General features: G+C 43.5%; 25 protein-coding genes and 1 pseudogene. 13 read left to right on the forward strand and 13 right to left on the reverse strand.

Translation table 11 applies throughout. From position 1 onward, the window contains the following. The first annotated feature begins 95 nt into the window (after positions 1-95). Genes BW986_RS11890 through mnhG form a run of 7 tightly spaced genes read left to right on the forward strand, consistent with a single transcriptional unit; the run spans position 96 to position 5824 of the window. Positions 96-2501 carry a Na+/H+ antiporter subunit A gene (locus tag BW986_RS11890; RefSeq protein ID WP_076368127.1) on the forward strand — a complete coding sequence of 802 codons (2406 nt, stop codon included), beginning with the start codon at positions 96-98 and terminating at the stop codon, positions 2499-2501. Beyond that, complete coding sequence (locus tag BW986_RS11895) at positions 2498-2920, forward strand: Na(+)/H(+) antiporter subunit B (protein WP_076368128.1); 423 nt, start codon at positions 2498-2500, stop codon at positions 2918-2920. The genes BW986_RS11890 and BW986_RS11895 overlap by 4 nt, the downstream gene beginning before the upstream one ends. Continuing rightward, on the forward strand, positions 2920-3261 hold the full coding sequence (locus BW986_RS11900) for a Na(+)/H(+) antiporter subunit C (RefSeq protein WP_076368129.1): 342 nt from the start codon (positions 2920-2922) through the stop codon (positions 3259-3261). Before BW986_RS11895 ends, BW986_RS11900 begins: the two co-directional genes overlap by 1 nt. Next, positions 3254-4735, forward strand: a complete 1482-nt coding sequence (locus BW986_RS11905) for a Na+/H+ antiporter subunit D (RefSeq protein ID WP_076368130.1) — start codon at positions 3254-3256, stop codon at positions 4733-4735. Before BW986_RS11900 ends, BW986_RS11905 begins: the two co-directional genes overlap by 8 nt. Positions 4736-4741: 6 nt before the next feature. Next, on the forward strand, positions 4742-5218 hold the full coding sequence (locus BW986_RS11910; protein ID WP_076368131.1) for a Na+/H+ antiporter subunit E: 477 nt from the start codon (positions 4742-4744) through the stop codon (positions 5216-5218). Between the two features lie 11 nt (positions 5219-5229). Then, on the forward strand, positions 5230-5502 hold the full coding sequence (locus tag BW986_RS11915) for a Na(+)/H(+) antiporter subunit F1 (RefSeq protein WP_370023645.1): 273 nt from the start codon (positions 5230-5232) through the stop codon (positions 5500-5502). Next, the gene (gene mnhG, locus BW986_RS11920) at positions 5486-5824 is read left to right on the forward strand and encodes a monovalent cation/H(+) antiporter subunit G (protein ID WP_076368132.1); all 339 of its coding nucleotides are present in this window, start codon (positions 5486-5488) and stop codon (positions 5822-5824) included. The genes BW986_RS11915 and mnhG overlap by 17 nt, the downstream gene beginning before the upstream one ends. A 52-nt stretch (positions 5825-5876) precedes the next feature. On the opposite strand, the gene BW986_RS11925 is transcribed toward mnhG, so the two are convergent. The 6 genes from BW986_RS11925 to BW986_RS11950 form a co-directional block, all read right to left on the reverse strand. Beyond that, entirely contained in the window at positions 5877-6596 is a 720-nt protein-coding gene (locus tag BW986_RS11925) for an MOSC domain-containing protein (RefSeq protein WP_076368133.1), read from the reverse strand. Positions 6597-6694: 98 nt separating this feature from the next. Beyond that, positions 6695-7093, reverse strand: a complete 399-nt coding sequence (locus BW986_RS11930; protein WP_142244585.1) for a hotdog fold thioesterase — start codon at positions 7091-7093, stop codon at positions 6695-6697. Positions 7094-7221: 128 nt separating this feature from the next. Continuing rightward, positions 7222-7785: a 5' nucleotidase, NT5C type gene (locus BW986_RS11935; RefSeq protein ID WP_076368134.1), complete on the reverse strand. Its 564-nt coding sequence runs from the start codon at positions 7783-7785 to the stop codon at positions 7222-7224. Between the two features lie 15 nt (positions 7786-7800). After that, on the reverse strand, positions 7801-8898 hold the full coding sequence (locus BW986_RS11940; protein ID WP_076368135.1) for an FAD-dependent monooxygenase: 1098 nt from the start codon (positions 8896-8898) through the stop codon (positions 7801-7803). Positions 8899-8915: 17 nt separating this feature from the next. After that, positions 8916-10016 (reverse strand): bifunctional diaminohydroxyphosphoribosylaminopyrimidine deaminase/5-amino-6-(5-phosphoribosylamino)uracil reductase RibD, encoded by a 1101-nt coding sequence (gene ribD, locus BW986_RS11945; RefSeq protein ID WP_076368136.1) that lies wholly within the window; start codon positions 10014-10016, stop codon positions 8916-8918. Between the two features lie 13 nt (positions 10017-10029). Beyond that, positions 10030-10779, reverse strand: coding sequence for a GTP cyclohydrolase II (locus BW986_RS11950; protein WP_076368137.1), 750 nt, complete (start codon positions 10777-10779; stop codon positions 10030-10032). Between the two features lie 323 nt (positions 10780-11102). Here BW986_RS11950 and BW986_RS11955 point away from each other — a divergent pair, with 323 nt between their 5' ends. Further along, positions 11103-11432, forward strand: coding sequence for a YuzC family spore coat inner layer protein (locus BW986_RS11955; protein WP_142244586.1), 330 nt, complete (start codon positions 11103-11105; stop codon positions 11430-11432). Between the two features lie 59 nt (positions 11433-11491). On the opposite strand, the gene BW986_RS11960 is transcribed toward BW986_RS11955, so the two are convergent. Beyond that, positions 11492-12997 (reverse strand): leucyl aminopeptidase, encoded by a 1506-nt coding sequence (locus BW986_RS11960; RefSeq protein WP_076368139.1) that lies wholly within the window; start codon positions 12995-12997, stop codon positions 11492-11494. A 269-nt stretch (positions 12998-13266) separates the two neighbouring features. Between BW986_RS11960 and BW986_RS11965 the strand changes: the two genes are divergently transcribed. Further along, the gene (locus BW986_RS11965) at positions 13267-13749 is read left to right on the forward strand and encodes a divergent PAP2 family protein (RefSeq protein ID WP_076368140.1); all 483 of its coding nucleotides are present in this window, start codon (positions 13267-13269) and stop codon (positions 13747-13749) included. 9 nt (positions 13750-13758) lie between these two features. Continuing rightward, on the forward strand, positions 13759-14547 hold the full coding sequence (locus BW986_RS11970; RefSeq protein ID WP_076368141.1) for a cobalamin-binding protein: 789 nt from the start codon (positions 13759-13761) through the stop codon (positions 14545-14547). Positions 14548-14636: 89 nt separating this feature from the next. Here the strand turns inward: BW986_RS11970 and BW986_RS11975 are convergent, their stop codons facing one another. The 4 genes from BW986_RS11975 to BW986_RS11995 all read right to left on the reverse strand — a co-directional run bounded on the left by BW986_RS11975 (position 14637) and on the right by BW986_RS11995 (position 18020). Further along, positions 14637-15329 carry a 3D domain-containing protein gene (locus BW986_RS11975; protein ID WP_076368142.1) on the reverse strand — a complete coding sequence of 231 codons (693 nt, stop codon included), beginning with the start codon at positions 15327-15329 and terminating at the stop codon, positions 14637-14639. A gap of 358 nt (positions 15330-15687) precedes the next feature. Next, entirely contained in the window at positions 15688-16005 is a 318-nt protein-coding gene (locus BW986_RS11985) for a YuiB family protein (RefSeq protein WP_076368144.1), read from the reverse strand. Positions 16006-16112: 107 nt separating this feature from the next. Continuing rightward, complete coding sequence (locus BW986_RS11990) at positions 16113-16592, reverse strand: NUDIX domain-containing protein (protein WP_076368524.1); 480 nt, start codon at positions 16590-16592, stop codon at positions 16113-16115. Positions 16593-16805: 213 nt separating this feature from the next. Then, positions 16806-18020 carry an NAD(P)/FAD-dependent oxidoreductase gene (locus tag BW986_RS11995; RefSeq protein WP_076368145.1) on the reverse strand — a complete coding sequence of 405 codons (1215 nt, stop codon included), beginning with the start codon at positions 18018-18020 and terminating at the stop codon, positions 16806-16808. 475 nt (positions 18021-18495) lie between these two features. On the opposite strand from BW986_RS11995, the gene BW986_RS12000 reads away from it, so the two are divergent. After that, positions 18496-19488, forward strand: coding sequence for an NAD(P)/FAD-dependent oxidoreductase (locus BW986_RS12000; protein WP_076368146.1), 993 nt, complete (start codon positions 18496-18498; stop codon positions 19486-19488). Positions 19489-19731: 243 nt separating this feature from the next. After that, on the forward strand, positions 19732-20382 hold the full coding sequence (locus BW986_RS12005; protein WP_260320838.1) for an SDR family oxidoreductase: 651 nt from the start codon (positions 19732-19734) through the stop codon (positions 20380-20382). Here BW986_RS12005 and BW986_RS12010 read toward each other — a convergent pair. Beyond that, a complete protein-coding gene (locus tag BW986_RS12010; protein ID WP_076368148.1) occupies positions 20342-20704 on the reverse strand; it encodes a HesB/IscA family protein in 363 nt (120 codons plus the stop codon). The two genes, BW986_RS12005 and BW986_RS12010, sit on opposite strands and share 41 nt — an antisense overlap. 244 nt (positions 20705-20948) lie before the next feature. Here BW986_RS12010 and BW986_RS30695 point away from each other — a divergent pair. Continuing rightward, positions 20949-21379: pseudogene (locus BW986_RS30695) on the forward strand (DUF2225 domain-containing protein). A gap of 289 nt (positions 21380-21668) precedes the next feature. Here the strand turns inward: BW986_RS30695 and BW986_RS12020 are convergent. Then, positions 21669-21905, reverse strand: coding sequence for a YuzB family protein (locus tag BW986_RS12020; RefSeq protein WP_063234046.1), 237 nt, complete (start codon positions 21903-21905; stop codon positions 21669-21671). Positions 21906-22181 lie beyond the last annotated feature (276 nt).

Raw genomic sequence — 22181 nt, forward strand, 5'->3', positions numbered from 1 at the left:
AAATTACATATTCAGCGAAGATTTCCTAACGTCTAGGATTGGTCAAAAAAAGCATAATAAGACGACTGACTTCGTTTTAAAAAAGGGGGGATTTTATGTCTTTACTTCATTGGGCGGTATTATCACCGTTTCTATTAGCAATTATTGTACCAATATTATACAAACTATTTCGACAAATACATACAGGATGGTTTGTACTGATTTTACCGATTCTCCTTTTCACCTATTTTTCAAGGTTCATTTCCTTGACCAAACAAGGGGATAACATTATGGAGAGCGCTACATGGATTCCTTCTCTCGGAATTCATGTTGATTTCTATGTAGATGGACTAGGGCTTTTGTTCGCCTTGCTCATTACAGGTATAGGTTCGCTCGTCGTTCTGTATTCAATTTTCTATTTATCGAAAGAGAAGGAAAAGCTGAACCAATTTTACGTCTTCCTTTTGCTTTTCATGGGAGCGATGCTTGGTGTCGTCCTATCCGATAATCTAATTGTCCTTTATACATTTTGGGAATTCACGAGTTTATCTTCTTTTCTATTGATAGGATATTGGAATGAAAGGGAGCGTTCACGTTATGGGGCGCAGAAATCCCTGCTGATCACTGTGCTTGGCGGCTTAAGCATGCTTGGCGGCATCATTCTCCTTTCCATTATGGGGAACACATTCAGCATTCGTGAACTGATTGCCCAAAGCGGGGAACTTATGGACCACTCGCTCTTCATTCCTGCACTTTTGCTTGTGCTGCTTGGCGCGTTCACCAAATCCGCACAGTTCCCGTTCCATATCTGGCTGCCTGACGCGATGGAAGCCCCGACACCGGTCAGTGCTTACCTTCATTCCGCCACAATGGTCAAGGCCGGAATTTATTTGGTAGCCCGATTAAGCCCTGTTTTTGCAGAATCGGGATTATGGTTCTGGCTCGTTTCGATCGCCGGATTAATCACCCTGTTCTGGGGCTCATTCTCTGCAATCAAGCAGACTGATTTAAAGGGGATTCTCGCTTTTTCCACCATCAGTCAGCTCGGATTGATCATGTCGCTTTTGGGACTTGGTGCGGCGGCCCTTCACTATGAATCTTTTGGGGAAAATATATACTTGGCAGCCACGGTTGCTGCAGTTTTCCACTTGATTAATCATGCGACCTTTAAAGGCAGCCTTTTCATGGTTGCAGGCATCATTGACCATGAAACCGGTACACGCGATATCAGAAAGCTTGGCGGATTGATGCAGTTGATGCCGATCACTTTCACGGTCGCTGTCATAGGTGCTTTTTCAATGGCCGGACTTCCGCCCTTCAATGGTTTTTTGAGCAAGGAAATGTTCTTGGCCAGCATGGTGAATGTATTGGAATTGAATATCTTCAATATGGAGACATGGGGGGTCCTTTTCCCTGTGGTGGCATGGGTAGCCAGTGTATTCACTTTTATATATAGCATGATCGTCGTGCTCAAACCCTTTACAGGCAAACTTCAGTTGCAACTATTGGACAAGAAGCCCCACGAGGCACCGGTCGGGATGCTGATATCCCCGATCATCCTTGCTTCGTTGGTCATCGTTTTCGGTATTTTTCCAAACTTGCTATCTTCACGAATCATTGAACCTGCGGTTGCCGGCATACAGCCAAGCTTGACGGGGGCCGATTTCAAAGTCCATATCGCCTTCTGGCATGGATTCAATACTGAAGTATGGATGACCGTCGGCATCATAGCATTTGGAATCCTTTTATACAAAACGCTCCCGAAGTGGCAGAAGATCACTCAGTGGATTCCTGAGCGTATCTCCCTGAATGCTATGTATGATAACGGGGTTAGAGGGCTCGAACGCTCAGCATCTTCCGTCATGAAATTTTTAATGACAGGTTATATTCGGACATATCTGCTGTCAATCTTCCTTTTCTTCATTCTCTCATTGGGCTTTACACTCTATTGGAAGGATGCATTTAAATTGGATACAGGGAATTTTGCCCCGATTGGCATATATGAATTGGTATTAGCAGCGATCATCGTGATTGGCTCGATCGCCATTCTGTTTGCAAGATCCCGTTTAACTTCCATTATCATTTTAGGAGCGGTCGGTTATGCGATTTCCTTATTTTTCGTTTTGCTGCGGGCACCGGATTTAGCCCTGACTCAACTAGTCATCGAAACGATTTCGGTATCCCTGTTTTTGCTCTGTTTCTTCCACCTTCCGTTAATGGCAAGCAGAAAGGAAGATCGGATGACATTCAAGTTGAATAACGCCTTGATATCCATCGGTGTAGGAGTCATCGTGACATTGATCGCCTTATCGGCACATAGCAATAAACTATTTGGTTCCATATCAAATTACTATCTTGAAAATGCTTATAAGGAAGCAGGCGGAAAAAACGTCGTAAATGTCATTCTCGTAGACTTCCGCGGACTTGATACGATGTTTGAAATCAGTGTCCTTTCCATCGCTGCGCTCGGAATATTCGCGATGATCAAATTGCGTTTGACTGGGGGGAAAGATAAATCATGAAGCAAAATGACCTGATTCTCCAAACGGTTACGAAAGTCGCCGCCTTTGTTATCCTGCTGTTCGCGGTTGCCATCTTTTTAGGCGGGCATTATTCTCCAGGAGGCGGGTTTGTCGGGGGTTTAATGACATCAGCCGCCATAGTCCTGCTGTTGCTCGCTTTCGACATTAAGACCGTTACCGGCATCTTGCCGATTGACTATAAGTTAATGATCGGTTCAGGCTTGTTCATATCAAGCCTGACCGTAGCCGGTGGGCTGGTGTTCGGGGTGCCCCTCATGACACATGTTTATCATTATATTGATGTACCGCTTCTTGGGCACATTTCGCTTCATACCGCGGTACTTTTTGATCTGGGAGTTTATCTTGTGGTTGTTGGTGTAACGATGACCATTATTCAAACGATAGGAGAGAGTGAATAATGGAACTTTTAATGGCCATTGTCATTGGAATACTATTTATGTGTGCGACATATTTAATGCTTTCCAAAAGCATTTTAAGAATCATAATCGGTACTGGTCTGCTCAGTCACGGCGCCCACCTTTTGATTTTGACGATGGGCGGTTTGAAAGGCGGTTCCGTTCCATTGCTGAGTGATGAAGCTGCATCCTATGTCGATCCGCTTCCGCAAGCGCTAATCTTGACGGCGATCGTCATCAGTTTCGGGGTCACATCATTTCTGCTGGTACTTGCTTATCGGACCTACCAGGAACTCGGTACGGATGACATGGAAGAAATGAGAGGTACGGAAGCGAATGAATAATCTTACTTTCATGCCTGTTTTATGGCCGCTTTTCACAGGCATCTTTCTCATTTTCTTTGCAAAAAAAATCAAGCTGCAAAGAGGGATATCCCTTTTTTCCTCTCTTATGGGAATTGCGATTTCCCTTTATCTGGTGTTTACGGTCCATACTCAAGGGATCTTGACTTTAGGTGTCGGCAGCTGGGACGCGCCATTCGGGATCGTGATCGTCGCAGATATGCTTTCTTCACTGCTGGTACTGACCACGAATATCATTGGATTGGCCATACTGCTGTACTCGTTTCACTCCATAGGGGAGGAACGTGAAAGACATTATTATTATCCTGTTTTTCAATTTTTGCTGATTGGTGTAAACGGTGCCTTCCTTACGGGGGATCTTTTCAATCTATTCGTTTTCTTCGAAGTCATGCTGATGGCTTCCTACGTGCTGCTTGTACTGGGAGGGACGAAAATCCAGCTGAGGGAATCATTGAAGTATATCATCGTCAATGTGCTTTCCTCTTCCTTTTTCGTCATCATGGTGGCGTACCTTTATTCAGTTCTAGGAACATTGAACATGGCAGACATCAGCCAAAGGATAGCGGAAGTCCACCAGCCTGGAATCGTCTCGGTGATAGCGATTGGCTTTCTGATCGTATTCGGTTTGAAGGGAGCCATTTTCCCGCTCTTCCAATGGCTTCCTGGGTCCTATTATGCTCCACCCATTCCAGTGATGGCCCTATTCGGGGCATTGCTGACAAAGGTCGGGATATATTCCATTTTCAGGAGCTATACAATCATGTTTTATCATGACCAGGATTTCACCCATACTTTCCTTGCGATACTTGCAATCTTGACCATCATCATCGGTGTCATTGGTGCGATAGCTTATTGGGATGTAAAAAAAATCATCATTTACAATATCATCATCGCAGTCGGGGTTATCCTGTTCGGCATCTCCGTCATGAATGAACAGGCTTTATCAGGCTCCATTCTATATATCATTCATGACATGCTGATCAAGGCTGCACTCTTCCTGCTGGTGGGAATCATGATCAAAATCAGCGGATCGGATGATTTACGGGACATGGGCGGCTTGATCAAGCAATACCCGGCCGTTGCATGGACCTTCTTCATAGCCGCCATATCATTGGCTGGTATCCCTCCGTTCAGCGGTTTTGCCGGCAAGCTCCTGATTCTTCAGGGAGCTGCCGAAAAAGGGGCCTACCTTGGAATGGCCATTGTCTTACTTTCAAGTTTGATGGTCCTATATTCCGTCATGAAAATATTCATGAATGGCTTTTGGGGAACTCCGAAAGCTGATTATGGCTTAACTAATCAAACGGTTAATCAAATGCTGGTCCCTGCCGTCATACTTGTGATCATTTCCGTTTTATTCGGAGTGGGAACCGAATCGATTTACCCATTCATTACACAAGCTGTGGATTCATTAATGAATCCCGAAATCTATAACAAAGCGGTTTTAAAGGAGTAGTGCCTGATGTCATTCCAAATTTTACTGAATGTGTTCCTTGCGGTTATCTGGATGTTTTTGAAAAATGAGTTTAACGGGAGCACTTTTATCATCGGATATATATTGGGGCTAGGCATCATGTTCGTCTTCCGTCATTTTTTCAATGAACGTTTTTATTTGAAAAGGGTGAATGCCGTCGTTCTATTGCTCCTCATATTCGCAAGGGAACTCATACTTTCCAACATTAGCGTCCTTAAGGCCGTGCTTAAACCGAGCCTGGATATGAGACCTGGCATATTCGCATTTGAAACCGTGCTGACTAAGGATTGGGAAATTACGATACTATCAAATTTAATTACACTTACACCAGGAACACTTGTCGTTGAAGTATCAGAAGATAATCGGATTCTTTATATCCACGCGATGGATATTGCCGACAAAGATGAGGCTGTGGACAGCATTAAGAATACATTTGAAAAAGCGATTATGGAGGTGGGCAAATAATGTTCGATCTAATGCTTAAAATCGCGTTGCTAGGTGTTTCGCTTTCCATGATTGGATTCTTATACCGTTTAATCAAAGGGCCTTCCGTACCGGATCGGGTCATCGCACTCGATGCAATGGGAATCAATCTTATCGCAATAGTTGCACTTGCCTCCATTGTCATGGATACAAGCGCATATCTGGAGGCCATTCTTCTGCTCGGGATCCTATCTTTCATCGGAACGGTCGCTTTCGCCAAATTCCTTGAGAAAGGGGAGATAATCGAAGATGACCGCAATCGTTGAAATCCTATCGGCCCTATTCCTATTAATGGGAGTCTTTCTCTTTTTAGTCTCGGCTTTCGGCATCATCCGGCTGCCCGACGTCTATACCAGAAATCACGCTGCCTCTAAGAGCTCGACACTTGGAATCATGTTCATCCTGATCGGCACCTTGTTATATTTTTACTATGAACATGGCCATTTCGATTTCCGGGTCGTGCTCGCGATCATCTTTATCTTCATGACCAGTCCTGTTGCCGGACATTTAATCATGCGCTCGGCTTATCATACTGGCGTAAAAATGTGGGATCGGAGTGTCCAGGATGATTTAAAGAAAACCCGGTGATCCCTGCCATGCAAAAGAGCTGCCCTGAATACAGGAGCAGCTCTTTTCTGTTTCAATCTTTTAAAAATACCTGGTCGCCCACTCTGATTTCACCTGTTTGCATGACCGAGGCATATACGCCAAAATGATTGTTCCTTTCCTTGACGACAGTTTTCAGTAATGATGGATCTCTGTGTGAATCACTTGGATCGACAGTTATGATCATACAGCGCTCACAATGCCTTTTGATCTCCAATTCCACTTCATTTCCGATTAGAATCCTTTTTCCGAACCATTGCTCTTCTAAAAAGGGCGTTTTGTTCACTAAAGATAGCACCAAGTTTTGCCTGAATCTCCTGCCATCCAGCTCTTTTCCCCAAAGCTTTGACAATTCGCCAATCGAAGCATCACTGACAAGCAGGATGTTTTCTTCTTCAATCGCACCTAACGGAATATGTGCAGGATGATAAACAACTGGTGCTGCCTCCTGTTTCAACAACCGCTCCATTTCCTCCTGAAAGGCTTCCTCTCCCCATGTCAGCACCTGTCCTGTTGGTGTCTTCACCTTGATTTCCGGATATTGGCCAAGGGTTTCCTCACCGGCAAAAGCAGCTTGATAACGGACCATTTCCGGGACTTGGGTTATCGTAAGGAACTTCCCATTTTTGCCTTTAAAGGCATGACTGCGATCTCCATATAGTCCATAATCCATCACCCTCGTTTTCTGTACCTGTTCACCAGTGAATGATTTTACAGGATGACGGGTGATTTCTTGTATATGACCAATCAGCATAAAAAAACCTCTTTTCATACAATAATCTTCTGCCATTTTATAATTAAACCGGACATTGTAGAATCATTATCCAGCTTTATTGCGATTGTTCCTTAGATTCACTTTGGCTTTGGTAAGTCGATAACGGCCAATGTACAGCGTGAAACGCAGATAAGATGATCCTCTTCATCACGGATTTTCACGTCCCACACCATCGTCGTCCTCCCGCGATGGATGATGTTCCCTTCTGCGGTAACAAAACCGGAACGGACGCCCCTTACATGATTGGCATTGATTTCAAGGCCGACGACAGCTTGTTTTGCACTATCCACCAGCTGCATGCCGCCAAAACTTGCAACAGATTCGGCAAGGGCAACGGATGCTCCCCCATGCAATAAACCATAAGGCTGCCTAGTCCGTTCATCCACAGGCATCGTTGCAATGACTTTCCCATCACCGACTTCTTTCATTTCTATCCCAAGCGTGCCTATCAATGACTTTTCAATATTTCTCTCCATCCCATTACCCCCAACTCTCATGTTTTTTCTTGCCATGTACATCAAAAAAATGAATCACTATTCATATCAGTATACAAAAAAAGGATGACCCAAGTCTATCAAGTCATCCGTCAATAATGTGAATTGTATTATTTGGAGAGGATTTCTTTTAATTCAAGCCAGCTTGTCAATCTTGGAATATCCAATTCCCTATTATAGGAGTTATCCATTGCATACACTTTCGTCGGAAGATCCAATAAAGTTTCCAGCACTGCCGGTTTATCATCAAAATAATAATCCAATTCCAATTTGCGGATCGTATCAATTTTTTCATGATCCTTCATACCGCAGTAAAAGTGGTCATCCTTAACCGGAAAGCCGTTTTCAATCAGCCATTTTTTCGTCCGTTCACCATGCTCAGCTTTTCTGGCGGTGATGTAATAGATTTCATGACCATCGCGTTCAAGCTCCTGCAGCGTTTCCACTGCGCCCTCGAAGGCTGGACAGGATGAATAATACACTTCCTCGGCAAGGCTGTTCCACATCTTGCCTCCAGCCTCTTTATCAAGCCCGAAAGCTTCATGGATCTCCAAAGTCTTTAAAGCTCTGAATTTCGTTATCTCTATGTTCGTATTAAGCTTTTCATTATAAAGATGGAACGCGAACTCCCTCAAGTTAATAAGGGTATCGTCAATATCAAAACCGAATTTCATATCCTTCACTCCCATTCAAACATAAGCGGCGGCAAACTGTGATGCGAAGGAAATTTCCTTGTCCACCTGAATGGCCTGTAATCTTTCAATTTCGGCTTTTCTTTTTGGCTCAGCCATTTTAAGCCCAAGGAAACCAATATCCCCCTGCCGGATGCATCCAGAAATAAGCTCGGCTAATATATCGGCATCCTTCATGGCACAATTGAGTCCAAACGCACCTGTAGGTGTCATCGTATGGGCTGCATCACCTAATAAAGCAACGCCATCCTTTGTCCATGTTTCACAATAGCTGCTGTAAACATCCAATAAAATGAAGTCATGCCAAGAGCGGATATTTTCACTCACAACCTTTTTTAATTCAGGAAAGGCAAAAAGCAAATCTTCAATGAATGGCTCAAAATGCTGTTTTCGCAAATGGGGGAACGAACCATGTTCTATATTCCAGCCAATTTGGATGAAACCTCCAGACTGAGTGAAGAGGGCAACCTGTGAGCCATTGACCAATGCCATCTTGATCGAAGGCTTCCATCCCTCGGGGGCTGGAATTTTTGCCCACAGTAAATCATAACCATGATTTTTAATCACGACTGGAATCCCCGCTTTTTTTCGAACGATGGAAAATCTGCCGTCCGCTCCGATTATCAATGAACTTTGCACTTCCAGGTCATTTCCGCCATTTCGGGCCTTGACACCCGTAAAACGGCCCATTTCATTCTGTATCAAGTCCGTAACCCTCGTATTCATCATCAATTGAAAAGAGTCCAGCTTTTCGGCTTCATTCAATATAGCTGTAAGCAGATGATTTTGAGGGACATGTATACCAACATGATCGACAGGCCATTCAGGGAAAATCCTTTTGAATATTTGGCCGTCATTCCAATATTCAATTTGTTCCATCCTAAGCAAGCCTAGTCTTTCCACACTCTCGAATAAACCATGCTTTTTAAGAATGCCCTCTCCTTCTTCGTTCAAGAACTCGCCCCTGAACTCCCTTGAAACCTCAGAATGCCTCTCAAGCAATACGACTGAAATGTCCTGCTTGGCCAATAGGTAGGCCAGCAGGGCTCCTCCAGGTCCTGATCCGACTATGCATACATCTGATTTAACCAACATGCCTCTTCACCTGTTGTCTATTTTAATTTAGGATAAGCCGTGATGCGTATGTCCTCGCCAAACGTTTCCACGCCAGAGAAGGAAACATCCATCGCTTCATCCATCGTATCCACATTCATTCCAGTAAACGGTGTTAATGAGTTTCTTCCGCCCAATAGTTTAGGGGCTATATATATCAAGTATTTATCGATGAGCCCTTCCCTAAGGAAAGAGGCATTCACTTCGCTTCCGCCTTCCAGCAAGACATCCGTAATCCCCTTTTTATACAGCTCTTCCATCAAAGCCCTTAGATTCAGTCCCGTCTCGTTTTTGGGGACGAAAATGAATTCGATCCCTTTTTCACGTAATAGGTTTAATTTATCCGCAGGTGCATTTTCCTGCGTTACGATCAAGGTTTTCGCATCTGATACTTGTACAACATTGGCATCCAAGGGAACCCGTAATTCACTGTCTAAAATGATCCGCACCGGATTTTCCCCTCCGCCCTCCGGTAGTCTGGTCGTCAGTGATGGATCATCGGCCAATACTGTCCCGATACCAACAAGAATGGCATCCACCTCATCACGGAGCAAATGAACGGAGTGACGTGATTCTTCCCCTGTTATCCATTTTGAATGGCCTGTGTGAGTTGCAAGTTTTCCATCAAGCGTCATCGCATACTTCGATATGACAAATGGACGATTCGTGAGCATATTGTGAATGAAACGCTCATTCAGCCTTTGTGCTTCCTTTTCCAGGATGCCAACTTCCACTTCAATGCCCGCATCCTTTATGATCGATATCCCTCTGCCGGCCACTTCCGGATTCGGATCCTGAGTAGCCACAACAACTCTTCGCACACCTGATTCTTTCACCAAATTTGCACAAGGAGGTGTCTTTCCATAATGGGAACAAGGCTCAAGAGTCACATATAGCGTTGCACCTTCTGCATACTCACCAGCCATTTTGAAAGCATGTACTTCCGCATGCGGTTCACCCGCTTTACGGTGGATTCCTGTCCCGGCTATCACACCGTCTTTGACTATGACTGCACCGACCACTGGATTCGGATTCGTCTTTCCTTTTGCACTGGCCGCCAAATCCAGTGCCAGCTTCATGTAATATTGATCATCATTCATACTATAGCTCTCCTTATACAATCAAAGTTGGCTTCTTTTGGGGAATATGTCCAGACTTCTTAACCTTTGTATCCAGATAGAAACTATTATCTTCCGTCAAACCGCCCCAAAGCGGAATATGGTCCTTTGCCGCAAGTCCATGCTTCATGAGGGCGTCCAGCTTTTTCGGGTTGTTCGTGATTAATGTCACCGGATCCTCGCGCAGTTCGCTCAACACGCGAATGGCTCCCTCGTAAGATCGCGTATCATCTTCGAATCCTAAAGCCTCATTCGCCTCGACCGTGTCATAACCCTCCTGCTGAAGCAAATAGGCAAGTGATTTGGAAAACAGGCCAATCCCTCTTCCTTCATGGTCTGCAAGGTAAAAGATGGCCCCGCACCCATGCTCGGCTATCATTTTCATCGATTGGTGGAGCTGGTAGCCGCAATCACAGCGTTTACTGCCGAAGATATCACCTGTGTGACAGATGCTATGCATCCGGACAAGTGCATCCCCCGAATTCTTAAAATCCCCATACACCAATACGGAGGATTGCTGTCCAAAAGCGAGGTTGGCTTCCGAAAGCGAATCAAGCACCGCTTCCTTGTCATTGTCCGCGCCGTCAAGCTGAAGCCATGTATACCATTGGAAAACCGTTGAGAAATCTCCTTGTTCAACAGGCAGGTTCACAGGTCCAACAAGACATATATCAGCTTTCCCCGGGGTTTTGATGATATTCATTTTATCTATTAAAAGGTTTTTTGTTTCTTCGGTTATTTTCATGTTAACATCACCTATTTTATAAATTTATAGTGTGTCTTCTCCTTACTTTAGGTAAGTAAGTATATTACTATACACTATACCTGTCAATGAAGCAGTTTACAAATAATAGTGTGTCTTTGATCATAATTTTCAAGAAGTTTTTGGTGCATAAGAAAGGTCATTCACAAACCGCTATCATATCGGCTGGCCTTTATACATATTTTAACGTATAACGAAAACGTGTCTATAGACAGACCTAAGGAAAGGACGGAAACCTTTTGGAGGATTTCCCTTATTTTTTATATGACCCTATCCTATTTCCGCCTCGCGCCGGGGCAATGAATATGAATCGGGGACGGGAAGGAGCATTGCGCCCCTACTCGGCACCCAATCCAGATCTGCTGGTTAAATCGGCAAAGACCTCGCAATCTTTAATGCTTGATGTAAAAAAGGTCATGGATACTTTAGCCACATCCAAACCTTTCTCGAACCGGTTGATGACTGCTGCCCAAGCATCGCAAAAGAGTGTCGTGATCGATATGATCCGAAAGATAGGAATTACCAACGAACCTGATATCACGTATAACCCCGATGGAATCCGGTTTGATTTCTATCCTAAAGCGGGGGAAGAAAATTGTCATATCATCGTCAGCTTGAAATGGAGGGATGTATAACGTCCAGCACCTTTTGGTAAAAAAACCGAAGCCTATTTTCGGCTTCGGAATATTTGGGTTCATCTTGTTTTCGTTTCAAAGGTTTCAACCAATAGTGCAAGCGTTCGTGCCATGACACCGGTAGCCCCTGCCGTGCACAATTCGGAGCTGCTCGAGGTTGTTGAAGTTCCGGCAATATCCAGGTGCACCCACGGTGTACCTTCAGCAAATTCGCCGATGAAGGCCCCGCCCATGATCGCATGTCCTGCCCCTCCAGGTGAATTATTCAAATCCGCTATTTTACTATTGCGTACCCGTTCTTTATCCTTTTCTGTAATCGGCAATCTCCAAATGGGCTCCCCGGCCTCCTCTGAAGCTTTGACCACTTGTTCATAGAATTCCGTGTCATTTGTCATTGCACCCGTCATATCCATGCCCAGTGCCGTTATTACACCACCCGTTAAAGTGGCAACGTCAATAAGATAGTCAGCACCATGATGTTTAGCGTAAGTCATGGCATCCGCCAAAACCAGCCGGCCTTCCGCATCCGTATTCAATACCTCTATCGTCTTGCCGCTCATGGCAGTGATCACATCATCCGGCTTGAATGCATCACCGCTGATCATGTTATCAGTGGAAGGAATGACAGCCACGACATTTTGATCCGGTCCTAATTCGCCGATAATTTCCATTGCACCTAAAACTGCTGCCGCACCGCCCATATCCGTCTTCATCCCAACGATTCCAGCCTTCGTTTTCAATGAGTATCCACCCGTATCGAATGTGATGCCTTTACCGACCAGGCCGATAACATCCTTCCATTCATCCTTACCTTGATACTTCAGGACGATCATTTTCGGAAGCTCAACCGAACCTTTATTGACAGCAAGGAGTGCGCCCATTCCCAACTTGAGCATATCTCCCTTCTCGAGTATCTCCACTTCAAAACCATAACGTTCGCCCAAGGCTGATGAATAATCCGCCAAATCCGTGGAAGTCAGCAAATTGCCTGGTGTGTTGACCAATGTTCTGGCTGAGTTCGTCGCCCTTCCGAAGATTCTCCCTACATGAAGCGCGGCACCGACCTCTTCTTGATCATATTCACTGTAAACCGTAATCGATTCGAGGCTTTTTTCGACCTGGTTCGATTTTTGCTTGTATCCGTCAAATTTATAGGAAGCAAGTTCGAAAGCCTCGGAACAAGCGTGCGCTGCGTCCAATGCATCCAGATCTTCAGTCGAGAATGTATCCAAAGCGATCGAAAGAGTCGTAATCTTGGAATCTTCAATCGTCTTACGCGCTTTTCCCAACGCTTCGCGGAGAGTTTCAAAGGATAGCTCCTTTTCCTTGCCTAACCCTACGAAAATCAATCTCTTTACGCCTAATTTACCTAATGTATGTATTTTGACCACCGATTTTTTCCTGGAAGAGATTTCTCCGGCCTTCACTAACTCTGTTAGCTGGCCGTCCAATCGTTCATCCGCATCTTTTCCTATGCCTGTAAATTTTACGGGTCTGTCAAATACGCCTAGAACCAGGCATTCGTCAATCAAATCTATATTCAGGGAATCTTTTACTGTGAACATTCTGCTACCTCCTCCATTCGATTACATTCATTATAACGAAATCTTCAAAAATTTTCGAATAAGGCCCACGTAAATAATAATAAAAAGGGATATTGTTTAGAATGGGTGACTTTAGAGTAATAGTATAAGAAAGATCATATTTTACTATTACCAGCAGGGAATCGACAGGACTGAATGGAACTAATAATAAGGGCCTTATTCCGAGCAGGATGTATATACCCAGATATGGATTTCATCTTTACTTATAACTAGAAAGAAGGCTGATACTCTTGGAATTATTACTCAACTTCCCTTTAATCGCAGCATTGATTGCCATCTTCTTTGCTCAATTCATTAAAGTGCCCATCCACTTCATAGCATTTCGTAAAGTGAACTGGTCACTCATTAACTCCACAGGCGGTATGCCAAGCTCCCACTCTGCGGCCGTGTCAGCCCTAACCGTAGCGGTAGGGATCGAAACCGGAATGGATTCCCCTGTATTTGCGGTTGCAGTGATCTTTGCAGTCATCACGATGTTCGATGCGACAGGAGTGAGACGGCAGGCAGGAGAACAGGCAGCCGTCTTGAATCAGCTCGTTACCGACTTCAATACTTTTGTCGAGCAGGCAAAGAACTGGCAGAAAAAGGAAGAGAAACAGAAACAGCAACAATTAAAGGAACTGTTGGGCCATAAGCCAATCGAGGTATTTTTCGGAGCCTTGACCGGAGTATTCATTGCACTGGCACTTCACTTTTTCATCTTTCAAGGGTAGGTGTTCAATTTGAAAATAATCTCTCTTTGCCCCAGCAATACGGAACTATGCACATATCTAGGGATTGAAGATCAGCTGATCGCCATCGATGACTACTCCGATTGGCCTGAAACCATTCAGCACCTTCCTAAGGTCGGGCCCGACTTATCAATCGACATCGATCATGTGGAATCACTAAAACCCGATTTGGTGCTGGCTTCGCTGAGTGTACCGGGCATGGAAAAAAATATTGAGGGGCTACAAGAACGGAACATCCCCCATATCATCTTCAACCCGCAATCACTTGAAGAAATCGCAAAAGATTTACTGACCTTGGGCGAAGCCATGGATCTTAAGGAAAAAGCGGAGGAACAGGCTGCCAAATTCCGTGATGCCATCCTTCAATATAAAAACGTCGCCGACAAAATCGAAACGAAGCCATCCCTGTATTGGGAATGGTGGCCTAATCCCTTATTCAGCCCAGGGGGAGTTAATTGGTTAACCGAGATCAGCACGCTTGCGGGAGGATATAACCTTTTCGAAGATGTCGACATGGCCAGCATTCAAGTCACTTCCGAAGAGGTCCAAAAAAAGGATCCCGACCATATTTGCTTAGCGTGGGTCGGTGTCCCCTTACGAAAAGTAAACCCAGAGCTGGTCAAGAAACGGAAAGGGTGGACTGATATGAAGGCCGTCCGGGATAACAATATTCATATCATGGAAGAACCATTATTTTGCCGGCCTTCCCCGCGTTTGCTGGATGGGCTTTCCAAATTGGCAAAGACCCTGCATCCTGAAGCCTACAAAAGCATGGCCTAAGAGCGTCACAACTTAAACAGACAATCAAAAAGGCTGCCTCAATCGAGGCAGCCTTTCACCTTCACTTTCTCCGATTTGTCCATCAATCATTAAAAAGCAAAGGAAGCTACATTCTCGTTCAATGTTTTCTCAGCGATTTTCGGCTTGAAAACCTGCTTGATCTTTGTTTCATTCAACTTGCTTAACTGTTCTTCAGATAACTCGCCATTCCCTTTTTGCACAACATATACTTCAAGGGTTTTCTTGCCCCAGTTCTCGTATACATCTTGTACCGTTTCGTAGTAAAGGTCCAGGTGGTTTCCTTTGATCGCACCACCCTTGTCCGCTACAACCCCATAGCCATACCCTGGAATCCAAAGGATGGTTCCGAGAGGGAATACGGCAAGATCGGCGGCAATGGTGGAAAACAGATCCCGTTTCACCTTCACCCCTGAATAAGTGATACCATAGGATGGGCTTTCCGGGTACTTTCCTGTCGATTCATACCCTGCTGTATATCCTGTAGCCAAAACTTCATGCTTCGGGTATTTCGAGAGCTCGATTGCCTCCGCTATCGTAGTGGGACCATTGCTCGTGGATGCCGATGCCATTAGCGTTGCCACTTGACCTCCACTATGGATCGCTTTATATTCGAGACCAAGCATTCGATGTTGTCTCATTGCCTCTTCAAAAGGATGATCTTCAGGCATAGCCCCAAAAACATGATTTAAGGTTGATTCGATGGCCAAGATAAATAATATGATAATAGCAACCCTCAAAAATAATGCCTTTACAATCTTCATATGTATTAATTCCACTCCTCTCACAAGGATATTTGTTCCCTTTCCAGAGTGAAAGTATTCATAAAGCATGGAAAGAACCAATTTTTCTTACAAAAAAGGCTCTTTTCGTAAAGATTGTTGTTTTTAAAACGAAACGATTTAAGGTTGATTGGAGCGGAAGTGCGAGACTCCTGCGGGAGCAGCGGGACAGGTGAGACCCCACAGGCGTTTACGCCGAGGAGGCTCACCGCCCGCCCCGCGGAAAGCGAGCATCTGGAGGGGAAATCAACCACACCGCACTACTTGGTAAATAGCAATAAAGTATGCGAAAAAAGCCTACAAAGAAAGGACCGTTCATAAATGACGGCCCTTTCCATTATCAAAACATTTGATATCCTTTTTTCCTTAGAACCCTGATAACCACACCCGCTAAAACCGCGCCAAGCAGCCCGCTTGATAAAATAATGATGTCTGCCGTATGAAGGGATGTAAGGTTCGTTCCAAGATTGGAAAAAGAGATTCCCGGATTTCTAAAATATTCTATTAGCTTTGTTTCATTGACAATGATGATGAAGACGATTGGAAATAAGATGACCATGATCCACGAAGAACGAAAGAGCATATTCAGCAAAAAGCCAATTCCGAAAAACAATATGAAAAATAAGAGTATTGAGATAATTAAAACAGGCAATGGCATGTTATTCTTGACCCTCCTTAAAAGCGACACCTTTAGTTTACTGAAAAAATAATTGCTGCGTCAACGACTTATACCAAATAATACCGAAGAAAAGATAATTACCCAAATCACATGAATAACTTATATGATGTATATCCAAATTGATCTCCCGGATTCAACCCGTCGAGCATTGTTTGCATTCTTTCCTTTTTAAAAGCTAAAAGCTGTTCCAATAGTAAAGATTGCTTCCCCTCCTGCATGAGTAAATCAGGGTCATAAAATTTTGCTTCATATAATTCATCCAATTGAGCGGTTACTTCAAAACTGACCGGTTTAAGTAAAAATATCAACATATTATCACTTATATCCCCTTTGATGACTCCGCTTCTCACTCCTACAATGCCTTCAATTTCTGTTTGAATGCCCGTCTCCTCCAACACTTCCCTTACGACAGCTTCATCGACGGTTTCATCATTTTTGACAAAACCTGCCGGAAGCGACCATTGTCCTTTCAATCCGCCATACCTTTTATTCACGACCAGCCACTCACCTTTATCAGATATCACAAGGCCGGACACTGCCAGCCAAACATTTTTGCATCGTTCCACCAAAATCCACTTCCCCTACATTCATTATAATTAGTGTAAACTCCAAACAGCAGAAGAATATGCGATGGTGCCAAAGGTATGCAGCTTCGTCATCCTTATCCCCATTATATTCCATATAAGAAAAGTGCATACTCCACTATGGCACACGAGATGCCAATGAAAAGGCCATTCAGGGACGCTCCCCAAATGGCCATTATTTATATACCGAAAAAATTAAAGGACGTTGAATTTACCTTTTTTAGCAACAAGGGATGCTCCGCCAATCAATAACAATGCTCTGTTATCAACCATTTTCTTCATGAATGATGCAGTCTTACCTGTAACTTTCTTACCAAAGACAACACCAATCGCGTTGTCTTCACCAAGTGAACATACCGTTCCTTTGTTTTCGAAAGTGAACGTTTCAAGGTCGCTTTCATTACGAACCAATTTAGTCAGGTTCTTCGCAATGACCTCACCTTGCTGCATGGCGATTTGGGCAGTAGGTGGATATGGACGGTTAATTTCCTCGTTGATGATCAAAGCGCAATCCCCCACGATGAAAATATCGTCATGACCCGGTGCCCGCATGTCAAGGTTCACTTTGATGCGTCCGCGCATAGCTTCAAAACCGGAAGCCTCTATCACGGAGTTTCCACGTACGCCAGCTGCCCATACGACGGTCCCCGCTTTGATTTCTTCCACTTCATCTTCGCCTTTTGCCACGATGATGCCTTCGGGAGTCGCTCCCTTGATCGGTGTACCGATCTTGAATTCCACACCTTTTTTCTCAAGGTAAGATACTGCATAATCCACCAATTCCGGATCGAAGCCAGGGAGGACGGCAGGTGCTGCCTCCACACAGTACATACGGACCTTTTGGAAATCGATGTCGTATTCTTTACAAAGTTCCGGGACACGGTTAGCCAATTCGCCAAGGAATTCGATACCCGTAAATCCTGCTCCTCCAACAACGATCGTCAAGCGGTCTTCATTCTTCTCGGCCTCAGTACTGTACGTGGCGAATTGCAATTGGATATGGTCACGGATTTTTCGTGCAGTGTTCACATTAGAGATAGAGAAAGCATATTCTTTTAGCCCTTGGATTCCGAATGTTTCCGATTCCGGTCCAAGTCCAATCACTAAATAATCATAAGAAATTTCGCCGTTTTCAAGGATGACTTTTTTGTTCTCTGTTTTCACTTCCAAAACAGAGTCCTGGATGAATTTAACTTTACTGTTAATGACACTTTTGATTGGATAGCGCACACGATCATGATGTAGAGTTCCAGCGGATGCTTCATGCAGCCATGTTGTTTCATAGTGGTAATCATTTTTGTTAACTAATACGATTTCTGCTTCATTTTGACCTAATGCCTTCTGTAAGCGAGTAACAGTCATCAATCCACCATAACCTGCTCCCAAAACAACGATTGTTGGCTTTTTCAAAAGTATTCGTCCACCTTTACGATATTTTCTTGTGATGCTTTCCATAACTAAAATATATTGTCTATCATATTAATTTCCATTATAAAAAGCACTCTTATACATTTGTGACGTATTTCACGTAACACTTCATAAATGTCATAAAAAATTCATAAAAATTTTACCAAATGATGTATAAGTAAATATTAGTCTTTTTCCCTACCTTTTTCAAGTAACAAACCGAACTTTTTCGGGTTAAAATAAAGCCGAAAATCGTTACTTTTCACCCAGTTCGAGACCATATTTATACAGTATGCTTAACATTGGCAACGAGTAATTTTACCCACTTATGAAAGAGAATAAAGAACATTCATCATGAAACCGCCTATATATAGTCAAAACTTTCTCACTTTTCTAACTTTAACCGTTTTTTAAAAGATCATCTATGTTAAAATAAGAGAATAAATTTCAGCAAACCTAGTATATCGGAGGGATAACGTTGGAAGTTAATGAAAAAGTTTATGATATTACCATCATTGGCGGAGGCCCAGTTGGATTGTTCACTGCATTTTATGGGGGAATGAGACAGGCATCCGTAAAAATCATCGAGAGCCTACCACAATTAGGCGGACAATTGTCGGCCCTTTATCCTGAGAAATACATCTATGATATCGCTGGTTTCCCCAAAGTGCGCGCACAGGAGCTAGTGAATAATTTGAAAGAACAAATGGCCAAGTTCGAACAGGATGTTGTCCTGGAGCAGGCCGTTCAAGAAGTGGAAAAGCAAGCCGATGGAGTTTTCAAGTTAACGACTGATAAAGAAATCCATTACTCCAAAACGATTATCATCACAGCTGGTAATGGGGCTTTCCAACCCCGCCGCATCGAGATTGATGATGCAAAAAAATATGAAAGCGGTAACCTTCACTATTTCATCGATGATCTCAATCATTTTGCCGGCAAAAAAGTGGTGGTCTTCGGAGGTGGAGATTCAGCGGTGGACTGGGCCCTGATGCTGGAGCCGATCGCCGAGAAAGTGAGCATCATACACAGAAGAGATAAATTCCGTGCCCACGAACATAGTGTAGAAACACTTAAAAATTCAAAAGTTGAAATAAAGACTCCTTACATACCTTCAGAGTTGATTGGTACAGACGGACAGATCCACACAATTGTCATCAAGGATACAAATGGTGAAGATACAGAGACGATGGAGGTAGATGCAGTCATCGTCAACTACGGATTCGTTTCTTCCCTAGGTCCCATTAAGGAATGGGGACTCGATATCCAGAAGAACAGTATTTTGGTGAATTCCAGAATGGAAACGAATATCCCAGGAATTTATGCAGCAGGTGATATTGCAACATATGATGGCAAAGTAAAATTGATTGCAAGTGGTTTTGGTGAGGCACCCACTGCCGTCAATCACGCCAAACAATATATCGACCCAAAAGCAAAAGTTCAGCCGATGCACAGCTCTTCCATGTTTTAAAATCACGCAAAAACCCGGCTTTCACAGCCGGGTTTTTTGTTATCCCCAATTGGATGATTGTGGATAACTTATTTCCATTAGTTATCCACAGTGCTTACCCTTGTCTTCTAAGGGTAAAGAGTAGGATAAGCCATGAAAGGAAAATGTACATATATGAATATTTTAATTGCAGGAGCCAACGGAACGACCGGAAAACAGATCATTGCGGAATTATCAATAAATCCGTAAATGAATGTATACGGGATGATCCGGAAAGAGAAACAGGCTCAAACGAAAAAGGAACTCGGCGGCCATCCAATCCTTGCAGATATAGAGGGAAATGTGGATAAAGCAGTGGATAACATGGAAGCCATCATTTTTGCCGCCGGATCTGGACCAAAAACAGGGCCGGATAAAACGACAGCTGTGGATAAGAATGGGGCCATTAAACTGGTTGATGCCGCAAAGAAGAAGTGGATCGAACGTTTTGTCATGTTAAGCTCTGTCGGTTCTGATAATCCTGATCAAGCCCAAGAAGGAATGCGCCATTATCTCGAAGCAAAGCATGATGTGGATGAATATTTAAAAGCAAGCGGGCTGACATACACGATTGTCCGGCCGGTTGCTTTGACAAATGAACAAGCAACCGGAAAAATCTTTGCGGATGATAAAGTGGATCCTACGAATAAGTCCATTCCAAGGGCCGATGTCGCCGCCGTTCTTGCCCAATCAGTCACAGAGGAAAAAACATTCGAGATTTTAAAGCGGCACCCTCCCAATCAAAGTGGCCCTAAACAATATGTAAGGCAGCAAATAAGCATAAAAAAGGGGCACTTGTTAAAGTGCCCCCCCTTTTCCAATGTTTTGGAGTTTCTTAGCAATTCTCCGGCGTTCCGGCGTTTTTTGCCGTTTTGAAGGAAGACCCGCAACCGCATGAAGCGATAGCATTTGGGTTTTCGATCGTAAAGCCTCCGCCCATCATCGTTTGTTTATAATCAATTACCGTTCCATTCAATATATCTGCATCCTCGGAGTCAACAAGGATCTTAATTTCAAACTGTTCCAGCTGGCTGTCTTTTTCCCCGGGCTCTTGTTCAAAACCCATTCCGTAGGATAATCCGCTGCAGCCTCCGCCTTTAACGGCAACTCTTAAAAATGAACCCTCTTCGCCATTATGTTTCATCATTTCTTTTATCTGAAAAGCGGCAGCTTCCGTTATTTGAACAACTTCACTCACAATAAATCCCTCCTTCATCTGATATGTGAGATAAAACTATTTCTCTTTATAGTATATACCAAAGAAATTCCCACGCTCAATTTTCCAGCTTGAAAAAATTCATATTCCCCCACCTATTTTACCAACAAAAATTTGTTTATATAAAAGTCATAGGTATAATGAAACGATCTGTTGGCCCCAATCCCAAATTGCAATAAAGGGGGTAATCTCCATCGAAGGTATACATCCTCTATATGACAAAAGCATGGAATGCCTTTTATGCAAGCAAAAATCAACCACTAAAAAAGTACGGTCGCGTTTTGTAAAAGCAGCTAAGTATGACACGGACTTTCACCCCATTTATGATTCAACCGTTAACGCACTTTACTATAATATTTTTGTTTGCCCTCACTGCGGCTTTTCTTATTCCGAAGATTTCTCCCGGTACTTCCCCCCACTACAATGGAAACCATTATGGAAAAAGTCAGCTCCCAGTGGGATCCCCATCATTTCAGCCAGGAGAGATCCATTAAAGATGCGATCAATACATACAAGCTGGCAAGTTATTGCGGAGCTTTAAAAAAGGAAAAACATATAATCCTTGCCGGAATCTGTTTACGGATAGCCTGGCTATACAGGATCAACCAAACCACGGAACAAGAAGAAAGATTTTTGAGGTTCGCCCTGAAGGAATAAGAAGCATCCTATTCAACAGGGGACTTCAGCGGCACCCAGGTATCTGAAGCAAGGCTCCTATATCTCGCTGGCGACATTTCAAGATAGGAAATGAAAAGGCAGCCATCATTTATTTTTCATTAGTGTTCGTAAGACAAAAAAATGCCCGGGAAGCCTCCATCATCCAGATGGCCAGGGATCGCTTTCAGGAACTTAAGCAGAAACATTGAACATCCCGCCCATTGCTGCATAACTGATAATTAAAAAGGCTGTTCCATCGAGGAACAGCCTTTTAATTCGCCGTTGATGATTAGAACATTTCAAATTCATCAATGTACTTATATATTTTATCCACCAATTCATCCGTTGTGTCACCAAAAACCACTTCACCGTTTACAAGAGCATATAAGTTACTGGAGCATCTGCCGCAATATCCCAGACAACCATATTCTATGATATCTAAATTCGGATCCCTCTCCAATCTTTCCAGAGCCTCCTGAGCTCCACTGGCCAGATTGCTTACACAAAATTCAATAATCGGGTACATTGTTTCACCTCACAGTTACTAACAAACCATCTTATTACTTTTCCCATATACAGTCAATATTTACGCATAAAAAATCAGCCGATTTCAAGATATCGGTTGTGATTTCCTTTTATATTCGTTATACTTTTGTCGGGGTACGTAAAAAAAGAAAATTATCTAATTTTTTATTCTTGTTACTAATTGGGGTATATATATTTATTTAAACTTTAAAGGGGACCATTTGGGGGAATCCTATAGTTAAATGCTAGTCAAATTTTCAAGAGATCAAATAAAGGG

This window comes from Peribacillus simplex (assembly GCF_900156045.1).
Lineage (GTDB): Bacteria > Bacillota > Bacilli > Bacillales > DSM-1321 > Peribacillus > Peribacillus simplex_D.